This window comes from Glycocaulis alkaliphilus, assembly GCF_004000605.1.
GTDB classification, from domain to species: Bacteria; Pseudomonadota; Alphaproteobacteria; order Caulobacterales; family Maricaulaceae; genus Glycocaulis; species Glycocaulis alkaliphilus.
This window is the reverse complement of sequence record NZ_CP018911.1, coordinates 2,576,521-2,590,383: the sequence shown is the minus strand read 5'-3', so window position 1 is coordinate 2,590,383 and position 13,863 is coordinate 2,576,521. Positions and strand designations below refer to the sequence as shown.

General features: G+C 62.2%; 11 protein-coding genes. 8 read left to right on the top strand and 3 right to left on the bottom strand.

Translation table 11 applies throughout. From position 1 onward, the window contains the following. Nucleotides 1-120 precede the first annotated feature (120 nt). Nucleotides 121-1,029 carry an SRPBCC family protein gene (locus tag X907_RS12345; RefSeq protein ID WP_127568451.1) on the bottom strand — a complete coding sequence of 303 codons (909 nt, stop codon included), beginning with the start codon at nucleotides 1,027-1,029 and terminating at the stop codon, nucleotides 121-123. Nucleotides 1,030-1,215: 186 nt separating this feature from the next. Here X907_RS12345 and X907_RS12340 point away from each other — a divergent pair, with 186 nt between their 5' ends. From X907_RS12340 to X907_RS12320, 5 genes are all read left to right on the top strand, one after another. After that, the gene (locus tag X907_RS12340) at nucleotides 1,216-3,522 is read left to right on the top strand and encodes an ATP-dependent helicase (RefSeq protein ID WP_127568449.1); all 2,307 of its coding nucleotides are present in this window, start codon (nucleotides 1,216-1,218) and stop codon (nucleotides 3,520-3,522) included. Between the two features lie 184 nt (nucleotides 3,523-3,706). Next, nucleotides 3,707-4,357 (top strand): TetR/AcrR family transcriptional regulator, encoded by a 651-nt coding sequence (locus tag X907_RS12335; RefSeq protein ID WP_127568447.1) that lies wholly within the window; start codon nucleotides 3,707-3,709, stop codon nucleotides 4,355-4,357. Between the two features lie 572 nt (nucleotides 4,358-4,929). Further along, complete coding sequence (gene mgtE / locus X907_RS12330) at nucleotides 4,930-6,327, top strand: magnesium transporter (protein ID WP_127568445.1); 1,398 nt, start codon at nucleotides 4,930-4,932, stop codon at nucleotides 6,325-6,327. A gap of 76 nt (nucleotides 6,328-6,403) precedes the next feature. Beyond that, nucleotides 6,404-7,045 (top strand): hypothetical protein, encoded by a 642-nt coding sequence (locus X907_RS12325; RefSeq protein WP_127568443.1) that lies wholly within the window; start codon nucleotides 6,404-6,406, stop codon nucleotides 7,043-7,045. 71 nt (nucleotides 7,046-7,116) lie between these two features. After that, entirely contained in the window at nucleotides 7,117-7,824 is a 708-nt protein-coding gene (locus X907_RS12320) for an MgtC/SapB family protein (protein ID WP_127568441.1), read from the top strand. Here the strand turns inward: X907_RS12320 and X907_RS12315 are convergent. Together X907_RS12315 and X907_RS12310 are read right to left on the bottom strand one after the other, a co-directional pair. After that, complete coding sequence (locus X907_RS12315; protein WP_127568439.1) at nucleotides 7,821-8,693, bottom strand: 50S ribosomal protein L11 methyltransferase; 873 nt, start codon at nucleotides 8,691-8,693, stop codon at nucleotides 7,821-7,823. The two genes, X907_RS12320 and X907_RS12315, sit on opposite strands and share 4 nt — an antisense overlap. A gap of 94 nt (nucleotides 8,694-8,787) precedes the next feature. Further along, nucleotides 8,788-10,635, bottom strand: coding sequence for a purple acid phosphatase family protein (locus tag X907_RS12310; RefSeq protein WP_127568437.1), 1,848 nt, complete (start codon nucleotides 10,633-10,635; stop codon nucleotides 8,788-8,790). Nucleotides 10,636-10,812: 177 nt separating this feature from the next. Between X907_RS12310 and X907_RS12305 the strand changes: the two genes are divergently transcribed. The 3 genes from X907_RS12305 to X907_RS12295 are packed head-to-tail and all read left to right on the top strand — an operon-like array spanning nucleotide 10,813 to nucleotide 13,863. Further along, the gene (locus tag X907_RS12305) at nucleotides 10,813-12,654 is read left to right on the top strand and encodes an aminopeptidase P family protein (protein WP_127568435.1); all 1,842 of its coding nucleotides are present in this window, start codon (nucleotides 10,813-10,815) and stop codon (nucleotides 12,652-12,654) included. Then, nucleotides 12,651-13,184, top strand: a complete 534-nt coding sequence (locus tag X907_RS12300) for a hypothetical protein (protein WP_127568433.1) — start codon at nucleotides 12,651-12,653, stop codon at nucleotides 13,182-13,184. The genes X907_RS12305 and X907_RS12300 overlap by 4 nt, the downstream gene beginning before the upstream one ends. Before the next feature lie 55 nt (nucleotides 13,185-13,239). Further along, on the top strand, nucleotides 13,240-13,863 hold the full coding sequence (locus X907_RS12295) for an MT-A70 family methyltransferase (protein WP_127568431.1): 624 nt from the start codon (nucleotides 13,240-13,242) through the stop codon (nucleotides 13,861-13,863).

The following is a 13,863-nucleotide window of genomic DNA, read 5'->3' as shown; positions in this document are numbered from 1 at the left end:
GCTGGCTTATCTGAAGGAGGAGCGCTGGGCATAATCTCGGTCGAGGATTTGTTCATCGTCGCTCTTCCCGGCACTTCGGCGCAAGCTGATTACATTCTATGATTGTTTAGCATTGGCCTGTCACGTCCGCCAGCGCAGGGTGGCGGGCTTGACCGGATTCACGAAATCGCGGCGCTCAGCACGTGCCTCGCCGATTTCCTTCTTGATGCGCTGGTACCAGATGAAGAGCTGGTCAGCGTCGCGGATCAGCATGCCTTTTGCCCCGAATGCCAGCCCCTTCTGGCGTAGCGCCATGATGTGGACGTCCTGTTGCAGGAAAGGCCGGGTAACGAGCCGGGCGAAGGGGCGGATCGCCGACAGTATGGGGGTGTCCCAGTAGAATATCTGGCGAATGATCGTCTGGCCCGCATCAATCGGGGTAAGGGCGGTGACGCCCAATACGGTGTGCTTCTCGTTCCATATGCGCTCAACGCGCAGGCCCGGCAGGCGGAAGGCGATTGTGACGCGGATTGATCCGCCAATGATGTTGTAGAGCCTGGAATTGACGGGCGCGTGCGGAACCATGGTGAAGCCCAGCTCGCTCGGCACATAATCCTTCGCCTTGTCTTTCAGCGTCTTGGAGCTGCGCCAGATCGGGCTTGCATGCACATAAGGCCCGTGCGCCGGGTCCAGCAGCCCATAGGCGGCATCATCGATATGGCAGGGCAGCAACGCCTCTTCGACGAAACGGACACGGCCCCTGCCAGGGCCGTCAAAGGCCGGTGGAGGGCCTGCCGGTTCAGGCGTAATCGCGTCACCCATGAATGCCCAGAGGAGCCCGTCCTGCTCACACACGGTGACAGGATGGCCGGCCTCATCAACGGCGCTGGCCGTTCCGTCAGCAGCGTGGCGGTGAAACGTGAGGGCGTTGCCGCAAATTCGGGCGTTCAACGGCTTGTGGCGTCTCAGCCTGGAGGCGGGGGAAGCCACGTACCAGACGCCGCGCAACAGCCCGTCATCCACCACCGACACGAAAGCTTCGTCACGCATCGGCTGCTTGCCCGCAATAACCGTGTTTAACACAGCATTGTGCAAAAACGGGTAAAACTGCAAGCGGCAATGCTGTGCCCCGAACGGTGCGCTGAGATAATCTGATCTCAGCCCTGCAGATGGGCGGCGCGCGTGCTACCTTTCCGTGCCCAGCCCCGAATCGAGATCAGACTTGTCCGCGCGCCCATGAGCTCCATACCCCTTTCCCAGCAGGCTTCCGCCCGTCCGCCGTCCGGCGGAGAGCCGGGCCTGCCCGCCTACCTCAAAGGCTTGAACGCCGAGCAGCGCGCCGCGGTGGAGGCGACCGACGGCCCGGTTCTGGTGCTGGCCGGGGCAGGCACGGGCAAGACGCGTGTGCTGACCACCAGGCTGGCGCATATCCTCGCCACGGGCCGGGCAAACCCGTGGGAAATCCTCTCCGTCACCTTCACCAACAAGGCTGCGCGCGAGATGAAGGAGCGCGTCGGCGCGATCATCGGTGAGGCGGTGGAGGGTCTGCCCTGGCTTGGGACCTTCCACTCCATCGCCGCGCAGATACTGCGCCGTCATGCCGAGCTGGTGGGGCTGAAATCCTCCTTCACCATCCTTGATACCGATGACCAGCTGCGCCTGATCAAGCAGATCCTGCAGGCTGAAGGCATTGACGATAAACGCTGGACGCCGCGCCATCTGGCCAGCCTCATCGATGGCTGGAAGAACCGCGGCATCCGCCCGGAAAAGCTGGGAGAGGAAGATCGCTGGACCTTCGCTGACGGCAAGGCCGATCTGCTCTACCGGCTCTATCAGGAGCGGCTGAAAGTCCTCAATGCCTGTGATTTTGGCGATCTGCTGCTGCACAATCTGACGATCTTCACCGAGCATGCCGATGTGCTGGCGCTCTATCACAGGCGCTTCCGCTATCTTCTGGTGGACGAGTATCAGGACACGAATGTCTGCCAGTATCTCTGGCTGCGCCTGCTGGCGCGCGGGTCGGGCAATGTGTGCTGCGTGGGTGATGACGACCAGTCCATCTATGGCTGGCGCGGCGCGGAAGTGGACAATATTCTGCGCTTCGAGACCGATTTTCCCGGCGCCACCGTGATCCGTCTGGAGCGCAATTACCGCTCTACGGGCCATATTCTGGGTGCCGCCTCCGGGCTCATCAAGACTAATCGCGCGCGCCTCGGAAAGACGCTCTGGACCGACGATGATCCCGGCGAGAAGGTGCAGGTGCGCGGGCTGTGGGATGGCGAGGCCGAAGCGCGCTTTGTTGCCGACGAGATCGAGGCGTTTGTCCGCGTAGGCAACCAGCACAATGATATTGCGATTCTGGTGCGTGCCTCCTGGCAGATGCGCGCGTTTGAAGACCGCTTCATCATGCTGGGCCTGCCCTACAAGGTTATTGGCGGGCCGCGCTTCTTTGAACGCGCCGAGATACGCGACGCCCACGCCTATATGCGCCTGGTGCGCTCGCCGGAGGACGATCTGGCGTTCGAGCGGATCGTGAACGTGCCCAAGCGCGGGATCGGTGAGACCAGCGTGCAGAAGATCGCCTCGGCTGCCCGCTCTGCCGGTGTCTCGATGAGCGAGATGGCGGGCCTGATGGTCCAGACCGACGAGATACGCGGCAAGGCGCGCACCGCGCTTCAGGTCTTTTTGCGCGATGTCGAGCGCTGGCGGCTGCAGGCCGACACGATGCGCCATGACGAGCTGGCCGAGATCATCCTTGATGAAAGCGGCTATACGGCGATGTGGCGCGAGGACAAGAGCCCGCAGGCTGCGGGCCGCCTCGACAATTTGAAAGAACTCGTCCGCTCCATGGGCCAGTTCGATACGCTGGAAGCCTACCTCGAACACGTCTCGCTGGTGGCCGATCTCGATCAGGGCGGAACCGGCGATGAAGTGTCCCTGATGACGCTTCACGCCGCCAAGGGGCTGGAGTTTCCGCTGGTCTTCCTGCCCGGCTGGGAGGAGACGGTGTTTCCTTCCCAGCGCTCGCTGGATGAAGGCGGTACGGCGAGCCTGGAGGAAGAACGCCGCCTGGCCTATGTCGGCATCACGCGGGCAAGAGCGCGGGCGATCATTTCGTTTACCGCCAACCGGATGATTTTCGGGCGCTGGCAGTCTGTTCTGCCCTCGCGCTTTATCGACGAGCTGCCGCCTGAGCATGCCGAGGCGAAATCCGAGACCGGCTATTATGATGCGGGGCCGGGTTTTGCGGGCGTTTCAGAGCCTGCCGATCCCTTCCGCTCCGCCTATGACAGTCCGGGGTGGAAGCGCTTCAAGGCGGCGCAGGAAAGCGGCGCACGGCGCGATCCGGGGGTGATCGAAGGCAAGGCGAAGCTGATCGAGAGTGGGGACACTGGCGCTGGCGGGTTTGCCCGCGGTGACCGGGTCTTCCATCAGAAATTCGGCTATGGCCGGATTCTAGTTGCTGATGGCGCCAAGCTGACGGTAGCCTTCGACAAGGCCGGCGAGAAGAAGGTCGTTTCGAGCTTTGTCGAGAAGGCGTGAGGACCAGCTCGCAAACGATTTTCCCTTGTCCTTCGAGCACCACGTGGCCGAGGGATGAGGGAAAATCTGCGGCCCCCTCACCCTGAGGAGCCCCTGTAGGGGCGCCTCGAAGGGCGAGGGGCAAAGTGATTGCTGCCAGTGCGCCCTATCGACCTGCCGCCCCAAAGGCTTTAATCCTCCGATTATGAATACGAAAACACGATCCCGGCCTGCCCGCACCAATGAGCGCGAGGCCCAGAGAGAGGCGACGCAGAGCCGCATCCTGGACGCGGCCATCACCCTGTTTGCCCAGCGCGGGTTTGCCGGCGCGTCGGTTAGCGATGTGGCGCGCGCCTGCGGCGCGCCGGTGCCGCTCATCATGTATCATTTCAAGTCCAAACAGGGCGTGTGGGAAGCGGCGGTGGAGCGCCTCTATGCGCGCGTCAACGCGCAGCTGGCTGAAGAGCTGGAAAGCACGGATGGCCTGACCGGCCTGCCCTTCTACAAGGCGGCCATCCGCGCCCATATCACGACGCTGGCAGCCCATCCTGAACACATGCGCCTCCTGCTGCAGGAGGGCGCCGAGCGCACGCCGCGCCTGGAATGGCTGATTGCCCGGCACCAGAAGCCGCTGAACGACAAGATCATTGCGCTGATTGTATCGGCGCAGAGCGAGGGGCTGATCGCGGCGGGTGATCCGACGCATCTCATGTTCGTGCTGTCGGGCGCGTTCTCCCTGCCGATCGTGCTGGCTCCGGAATATGAGATTCTCACCGGCAGGAACTCGATCGAGACCCGCCAGATCGAGGCGCATATCGATGCCTGTCTGGAACTGATCCTGAATTCCGGTCACTAAACTCCCACTGTGCAAAACACGTCCGGTTGACGTGCCAAGTGGCGCGGGGTAACTCCCTGCGCGCCTGCTGACGGCAGGCGACAATCAAGGACACTTTGATGGACGGCAGTTCCAGTAGCCCGCGTCTGACGCGGGCTGAACACAACACAACGCCCTCCGGCCTTTAGACGCCGGGTGATCCGGCAGCGGCTCGTCCTTACAGGACCCGCGTTTCCGTCTGATCCACCCGCGTTTGATGGCCTGAGGGTCAGACATTCGCGCGGGTGTGAGAACCAATCTCGTCTCGCTTCGTTATCATCTGTGTGCCGGGCCGCAAAAGGCCCGCAGCACGCGCGTCGCGCATGCCCCTGATGCGGGCTTGCCGGCAGGCAGGGAGGCCGATCATGGACGATCCGTCGAGTAGGCGGGCCGTGATGCGTTCCACAGGACGTGGCGGCCTGCGCGACCAATCCGAGATTTGCGCTCGTGGCGGGATGTCCGGCGCGCGCTGACCTTCTCATGTCGAGGAGGCCGGTGCGCCTCTGACAGTCTTCTGACGGGCCTGTTGCAACGCCCTGTCAGGAGGTTCTGACATGACGAGTAATCACATCGCGGCTGCGATCCGCGACTTTCTGAACAATAACGATACAGCATCCATCAAGACAGCTCTGGCGAGCCTGCACCCGGCGGACATTGCCAATGCCATTGGTACGCTGAGCCCGGAAGAAGTGGCCCGTGTGCTGACCGCACTCAGTGTAGAGCGGGCGGGTGAAGTCTTCGGCTATCTGCCGGCCGCCATGCAGGCGGAAACGGCGCTCGCCATGGAGCGCGATGCGCTGGCAGCCCTCATTACCGCGATGTCACCCGATGAGCGGGCCGACCTTTTCAACGCCCTGCCCAAAGAGTTGCAGGACCGGCTTCTGCCCGTGCTGGCGCGCGCAGACCGCGAGGACATCCGCAAGCTCTCGGCCTATGCCGAAGGCACGGCCGGGGCGATCATGACCTCGGACTACGCCACGCTGAAAGCAGACCTCACCACCGTGGAGGCCATCGCCAGGCTGCGCCGCGAGGCCCCCAACAAGGAGACGATCTACGATTCCTACGTGGTCGATGAGGACCGCCGCCTGATTGGGGTGGTTTCCTTGCGTGACCTGCTGACCGAGCCGGACGAGGCCCTCGTCGGTGACATCATGGTACGCGAGGTGATCTTCGTACGGGCCAATGAGTCCCAGGAGGAGGCCGCCCGCAAGATCGCCCAGTACGACCTGCTGGCCATTCCCGTCATCAATGGCGGCGATGCGCTGGTCGGCATCATCACGGCTGACGACGCGATGGACGTGCAGGCGGCCGAAGCCACCGAGGACTTTTACCGCGCCGGTGGTGTTCAGGACGTGGGCAGCGACCAGAAGGGCTATGTGCCCGGCATGAAGCGCATCACCAATGTGCGCACCGCCTCCACCTTCGTGCTCTACCGCATGCGTATCGTCTGGCTGGTGCTGCTGGTCTTCGGCAACATCTTCTCCGGCGCAGGCATCGCCTATTTCGAAGACACGATCATGGCCTATGTGGCGCTGGTCTTCTTCCTGCCCTTGCTGATCGACTCCGGCGGCAATGCCGGCTCACAGGCTGCCACGCTGATGGTGCGCGGTCTGGCAGTTGGCGATGTGAAGCTCTCTGACTGGGGCAAGATGATCGGGCGTGAGAGCTTTGTCGCGCTTCTGCTCGGCATCACCATGGCCATTGCGGTATCTGCCATCGGCATTTTCCGTGGCGGGCCGGAAGTCGCCCTCGTGGTGTCGCTTTCCATGGTGGTGATTGTGCTGGTCGGCTCTATCATCGGGATGAGCCTGCCCTTCATCCTGTCGCGGATGAAGCTCGACCCGGCAGCGGCATCCGCCCCGCTCATTACTTCCATCGCCGATGCGGCGGGCGTGATGATTTACTTCACCATAGCAACTGCTCTGCTAGATGTATCATCTGCTGCGGCATAAACAGCCCCAATCAACAGGAGTGAGCTCGATGAGAAGCTTTCTGTTTACTTTAATTGCTGCGGCTTCCGGCATCAGCATGTCTTCTGCTGCACTTGCAAATGGTGGCCCTTATGCTGTCGATGATGCAGGGGTTGCCACGCCGGGCAAGTTCAAGCTGGAAAGCTGGACGAGCTGGGCCAGCAATGGCGATCAGGTGCTCTACCTGGTCTCGCCGGGCTATGTGTTCGAGGCCCTCCCGTTTGTCGAGTTCGAGCTGACGCTGGAGCGCCGCCGGACTGATGGCGAATGGGCGACCACCTTCGCCCCTGCCGCCAAGATCGCCTTTCGCGATATTGAGGAGCACGGGGTTGGCCTCGCCCTGTCGGTGGGCAGCGGTCATGCCGGGGTGATCCGCAATGCCGACACGATCTACGCCGTGGTGCCGCTGTCGCTGCCGGTCAATGAGCGCCTCAACCTGCATTTCAATGCAGGCGTGGAGCGCGACCTTACCGAGAACGAGACCGCCGGTGTATGGGGCATGGCTGCGCAAGTGATGGCCCATGACCGGCTGGAGTTGATTGGCGAAGTCTTCGGCTCTGAAGGCAATCGCCCCGGCTGGCAGGCGGGCATCCGCCCCTTCCTGTTCGACGGCAATGTTGCTCTCGATATCGTCTATGGACGCAATCTCGATGGTGAGCGGGCCAACTGGCTCACCGTGGGTTTTGCCGTCGAGTTCTAGGCTTAAGGGTTGAAGGGCAGGCCGGGCGTGCTATCGCTTGGCCTGCCCTTTTTCCCGTATGGTGCCCCGTCATGCTTGATCCGCTGATCATCCCGTCCACCATCAATCTGATCGCCGCTGTCCTGCTGGGCGCGCTGATCGGGTTTGAGCGGCAATGGCGCCAGCGCCTTGCGGGCCTGCGCACCAACACGCTCGTGGCGCTGGGCTCAGCCAGTTTTGTCGTATTCTCCACCCTGTTCGGCGGGGATGAGGTGAGCCCCACGCGCGTGGCCGCGCAGGTCGTCTCCGGGGTCGGCTTTATCGGGGCCGGGATCATTTTCCGTGAAGGCTTCAATGTGCGCGGCCTCAACACCGCCGCCACGCTCTGGTGCGCTGCCGCGGTGGGGGTGCTCGCCGGGGCTGGTGCGCTGGTCTACGCACTGATCGTCGCAGTGCTGGTGGTGCTGGTGAACCTTCTGCTGCGCCCGCTGGCCGCGAAGATAAACCGTCAGCCCATGGACAGCGCCGAACTGCCCGCAGGCTATGCCGTCACCATTGTCTGCCGGGGCGAGGAAGAAGCCCATATCCGCGCGCTCCTGCTGCAGGGCGTGGCTTCCGGCGGGCTGCATCTGCAAGCTCTCGACAGCGAGAATATCGAGGAGAGCGAGCGGGTGGAGGTTAGCGCCGAACTCACCTCGGATACCCGCGCCGACAAGACGCTGGAGCAGATCGTCGGACGGCTGAGCCTTGAAGCGGCCGTTACCGCCGCCCGCTGGCGCATATCCGATATGGACCGCTAAGCGCCTTTCAGCGTCAGGATCGCCCATCCTTCGATAATGTCGGCATGGGCCGTGACCAGTCCGGCGTCCCTGTAAGCCGCCTCCACCGCCTCGATCTGCTCTTCCAGCAGGCCTGAGAGCACGGCGCGGCCGTCCGGGGCCAGACGCTCGGCCAGTGCGCGCGCCAGCTCCTGCAGCGGTCCGGCGAGGATGTTGGCGAAGATCAGGTCAAACACCGCACCCTCGAAAGCGGGATGGTCAAACCCGTCTGCGGTAATGGCCTGAATTCTGTCAGCCACAGCGTTCTTGGCATTATTGATCTCGGTCTCGGTGACGGCTTCAGGGTCGATATCGGTCGCCAGCACATCGGCATTGGGCCAGACCAGCGCCGCGGCGATGGCAAGCGCCCCCGTACCGCAACCCAGATCCAGCACGCGGGCGACTTTCAGCCCCTCACGCTCCAGCCTGTCGCAAGCGATGAGGCAGCCCATCGTGGTGCCGTGATGGCCGGTTCCGAAGGCGGGGCCCGCCTCGATCTCGATGCCAAGCTCGCCGGGCTCCAGCGGGCGGCGGGCATGTTCCCCATAGATGACGAACCGGCCCGCCTTCACCGCCGGCAGGCCTGCCAGCGAGAGGCGCACCCAGTCCTCTTCGGGAAGTGGGGCGAACTGCACATCAATGTTCGCGCCCGTCAGCCCGATGGCGTCGAGGAACCCTTCCACATCGATCTGTTGACCGAAAAGCACGTCCAGCCGCCAGACCTCTTCGCTGCCGTCCTCGAAGAAGGACCAGGAGAGCATCGGGCCGTCTTCCCACCCATTCAGGGCAGCATCTGCGGCCTTCAGGGGCGCGGCCGGACCGATGGCAAGCAGGCGCCAGAGTGTGGACATGGATTATTCCTCAGATGACCCGAAAGGCATTCCGGTAAGAACGCCTTTCTAGGACCAAACCTGCTCGGGCGCGAGTACGGGACGCGGCTGAGAATTATTCCTTTTCCAGCGCGAAGGCATCGATCTCCACACCGTCCGCATTGATGGCGCGGTAGGAGAGGGTGCCGGCGGCTGAGTCCATATCGATGATCTGATAGGTGCGCTCATTCGTGGTGCCGAAGGCGACGAAATCGCGCAATTCCTGCTCGTACATCTTGGTGCCGGAAACCGCGACCAGATAGATGGTGCCGTGCTCACCCGGCTCTGCCGGGCGGTGATCCCTCATGGGCACGGTGCGCATATAGGCGTGGTCGTGGCCCTGGAAGGCTATATCGACATTGTGCCGGTCGAAGATCGGACCCCAGGCATCGCGCAAGGGCTCGTTATCGCGGCCAGGGCGCGAGGCGTAGAAAGGATGGTGGTAGATCACCACTTTCCAGCGGGCATCGCTTGTCCCCAGCACGCGGTCCAGCCATTCGGTCTGCGTTTCCGGCTCGATCAGGTCGTAATTGGAGTCCATCACCACGATCAGCATGTCCTGATAGGTAAGGTGATAGGTGCGGCCCGGATCAAGGTGCTCAGAGCCATTATCGGGCAGGGCAAACTGTTGAAGATAAAGGGTGGGGTGGCCGCCATGGCTGTCATGATTGCCGATGGCCGGGACCACGGCTGAACGGTCGAAAACGGTGGAGCCTTCGGCGAAGAACTGGTCCCAGTTATCGCGCTCGGTGCCCTTGTCGATCAGGTCTCCGGCAATCATCCAGAAGCGGATTTCGGGAAATCTTTCATAGCCCTGACGGATGAGATCGCCCCATTCATCCAGCCCGTTCTGCGGATCGCCCAGATAGGCGAACTGCCAGGTCTCTGCCCCTGTTTCACCTGCGGTGTGGAAGTGCCTCACTTCGCTCCAGTTTTCGCCCCCATCGGCGCTGACGCCGAACGCGTATCGTGTACCCGGCGCCAGCCCGGTCAGGCGCACGCGGTGGAAGTCCACAGCCGGGTCATTGACGATCTGCCGGCTGCGCAACGTCACCGTCCCGGCGCGTACGTAAGAGACGGATTCCGTTTCATTCTCAGGGGCATACCAGAGCACCGGATCGCTGGCCGCGTCCGCGCTTGTGCGCCACTGGATCGTGATCTCCTCGCGCGGATCGCCCTGCCAGGTCTGGATGATGTGATCGGGCTGGCTTGAGGACGGGTAATCCGTGGTGCGGAAGAAGCCGACCATGCGGGAGACAAACTCCCAGCTTTCATAAGACCTTAGTACGGGAAGGCCGTCGAGTTCTGCCGGCAGGGCGTTGAAATAGTCATTATCGTCGATGAAGGGCTCGCCGCCCTCAGCGGCAATCTGCACATCCGTGCCGTCAACAAGCGGTGTAATTTCAATGGCTTCACCGCCATCCAGAGGCGCCGCCAACACGACATAGGGTTTAAGCTCGCCGGAGAAGGAAGGGATGCCAAGGCGGATCTCTCCAGCCTCGTACTCGCGCTGCCAGACCTCGTAGGGGTCTTCAGAATCAACAATAAAATCAATATCTTCGCGGCGTTCAAAGCCGAGATCGTCAAGCCAGAAAGGCCGCTCGCCATACATGCCGTCATAGGCGACATAGATGCGGGCCGGGCGATCAATGGAGAAATGAACGAAAGCCGTTGAAAGATAAGACCTTTCTTCCCCGGTCAGGAAGGCGAGGGCGGTTTCGGGCGTGAGGGCGACCAGCGCGTCCGGACCCAGTTCGGCGGCGAATCTGTCAAGTATATCAGAGACTTGTGCCTCCAGCGCCGCATGGGGACTAGTATCGGGGGCGCGGGTATGGCCGTCAGCAAAGCGCGCGCCCGGATCAGCATAAGTTATTGAAATATTGAGGAAAAATGCGGCTAGCAGCGCTACAGCGAAGCGGATCATGGCGGACTCCGGGTCAACTATCCCCGCCCTATATAGCGTTTAGCCCTTGTTGTGTGTGACAGTTTTTTGCCGGATCGCCCGCCCTGTCCTCCGGATAGTCCGGCCCCGCCCCGCCGGATAGATGGCCCGCAGCACGCCCCGATTGATCGCCGCCAGCAGGGGGATTAGCTTGCCCCCATGACCCAAATTATCCCCCTCGAGACCATCCAGACCTTCACCCCCAAGGGCGGCCCCGCCAATGGCCGTAAAGCCTTGCCGCTGCTCAGGAAAGAGCTGGAGCGCCTCGGCCTTGACGGCTTCCTCGTGCCCCATGAGGACGAGTATAATAACGAATATGTCCCCGCCAGCGCGGACCGTCTGGCATGGGTAAGTGGCTTCACGGGCAGTGCCGGGGCGGCGATTGTGATGCGGGATAGGGCCGCCATCTTTACCGACGGGCGCTATACCCTGCAGGTGCGCGACCAGGTTGATGGACAACTCTTCGCATTCGAGGGCTTTCCGGAGCCCGGAATCGCGGGCTGGATCGCCGCAAACGCCCGTAAAGGCGAGATAATCGGCTATGATGCCCGCCTGCACAGCCCCGATGCCATTGCGCGGATAGAGGCAGCGGCCTCACGCGCCGGTATCCACATGCGGATAGTTGACGAGAACCCGGTGGATAGAATCTGGGAAAATCGCCCCGCGGCCCCGAAAGCGAAGATCTATCCCCACCCCGTCACGCTTGCCGGGCGCAGCGTGGAGGCGAAACTTGATGAGGTTTCTCAGGCACTTAAAGAGGCGGGAGCCGATGCGGCCGTGCTGTCAGACCCGATTTCGGTGGCCTGGATCCTCAATTTGCGCGGCGGAGACGTCGCCTGCGCCCCTATAGGTCTGGGACGGGCAATTATACTATCGGACGGGTCGATTTCTGGGTATTTCGACCCCGAAAAAGGGGTTTCTGACCTCTATCCTGTAGACGGCAACAAGATATCCATCGAATCTGAAGACAGCTTCGATTCCGCGCTCGCCGCGCTCACCGGAAAAACCGTTCTGGTGGACCCGGCCATCACCAGCGCCCATGTCTTCAACCAGCTTGAAAAAGCCGGCGCGATTGTGAAGCGCGGCGCCGATCCGGTGGCCCTGCCGCGCGCGATCAAGAATGCGGTCGAGGTGGAGGGCGCGCGCGCAGCCCATATCCGCGATGGCGCGGCCATGGTGCGCTTCCTCCACTGGCTGGATACAGACGCCCAGTCCGGGAATGAAGACGAGATCAGCGCGGCGGTGAAGCTGGAAAGTTTCCGCCGGGCGCTGCCTGAATTTCGCGATATCAGCTTTGAGACGATTTCCGGCGCGGGGCCGAACGGCGCGCTGCCGCACTACCGGGTTTCGACCGAGACGGTCAGAAAGCTTGAACGCGGCACGCTTTATCTGGTGGACTCCGGTGGTCAGTACCCGGACGGTACCACCGACATCACCCGCACCGTGCCCATCGGCGAGGCGGACACCCACATGCGCCGCGCCTTCACCCTGGTGCTCAAAGGCCATATCGCGCTGGCGCGCATCCGCTTCCCTGAAGGCACCACCGGATCCCAGCTCGATGCGCTGGCGCGCCAGCCCTTATGGATGGCGGGCATGGATTATGACCATGGCACCGGCCACGGGGTCGGCAGCTATCTCTCCGTACACGAAGGGCCGGGCCGCATCGCCAAGGCGCCCAACACGATCGCGCTCAAACCGGGGATGATCTTCAGTAACGAGCCGGGCTTTTATAATACGGGCAAGTGGGGCATCCGCATCGAGACGCTGCAGGTCGTCACCCCGCCGGAGGATCTGCCCGGCGGCGAGCGGCCAATGATGGGCTTTGAAACCCTCACCTTCGCGCCCATCCATACCGCCCTGGTGGATGTGAGCCTGATGAGCGCAGAGGAGCGTGACTGGCTCAATACCTATCATGCGGCGGTGCTGGACAAGATCGGGCCATTGGTGGCGGAGGAGGCTGACGTGGCGGCCTGGCTGAAAGCGGCCTGCGCGCCGGTATGAGGAGGCTCGCCCAGCTCCTCCTGCTCGCGCCCGCGCTCCTGCTCGCCGGGTGCTTTACCAGCGAGGAGGAGCTGATCGGCGCGCGCGATGCCAGGCGCGCCATGCCGCCGGGCGAATACACCCATACGCCGTTTGATACAGAGGGCGTGGAATGGGGCGGGGTCACGTGGCAGGGTCGTATCGATTACGGCTTCTTCTCGCGCCGCTATAGCTCGGATGCGCCGAACTTCCCGCACCAGAATGCCAGGCTGCGCCGCCTGTCGGGCGATATCTATATCGCGCAAGTCCCCCGCCAGGACGCCATCACCTATGGCGTGCTCTTCGTCTATGCGGACATGACCACCTATCACCAGCCCGATTGCCATATCCTGACGGCCGAACAGCTCGCCGCCGCCGGCATCATTCGCGACCCGGAAGGCTTCTGCTCGATAGAAACGCTTGACCAGCTCGAACAGGTCATACGAACCTATCTGGAAATCCTGGACGGCGACGTGCGCATTGACGGGATTTATCGCAGGGTGGGATCTTAACGGTCCAGCAACCGAAACGGATTCGGTTCGGTGCAAGTCACCGGGAGCGTTTCAGATGCTGGATTTTGCCGACAAGCGATTTGGAACCATTCTCGCTGACCCCCCTTGGCGCTTTAAAAACCGCACGGGGAAAATAGCTCCGGAAAATCGTAAACTTACACGGTATCCAACGATGTCGTTGGAAGAACTCTGCGCAATGCCTGTCACTGACTACGCCGCCGACACAGCCCACCTATATCTCTGGGTTCCGAATGCTCTTCTTCCAGATGGCCTGACGCTCATGCAGGCGTGGGGCTTCACATATAAGAGCAACCTTGTCTGGCAGAAGATCCGAAAGGACGGCGGCCCAGATGGACGCGGCGTAGGTTTCTACTTCCGCAACGTTACTGAGTTGCTTCTATTTGGCGTGCGCGGCCCGAACCCGCGAACACTTGCTCCTGCACGGAGCCAAGTGAATATCATCTCGACGCGAAAAATGGAGCACTCGCGGAAGCCCGTTGAGCAATACGACATTATCGAAGCATGCTCACCGGGGCCGAGATTGGAATTGTTTTCGCGAGGGACTCGCCTAGGCTGGCACAATTGGGGCAATCAAGCGGATGGCGCTTACGCTCCGGACTGGCGTACCTATACGTATAATTCGAGTTCTCAATCGGAGCTCGCTCGTGAAAAAAGGTAG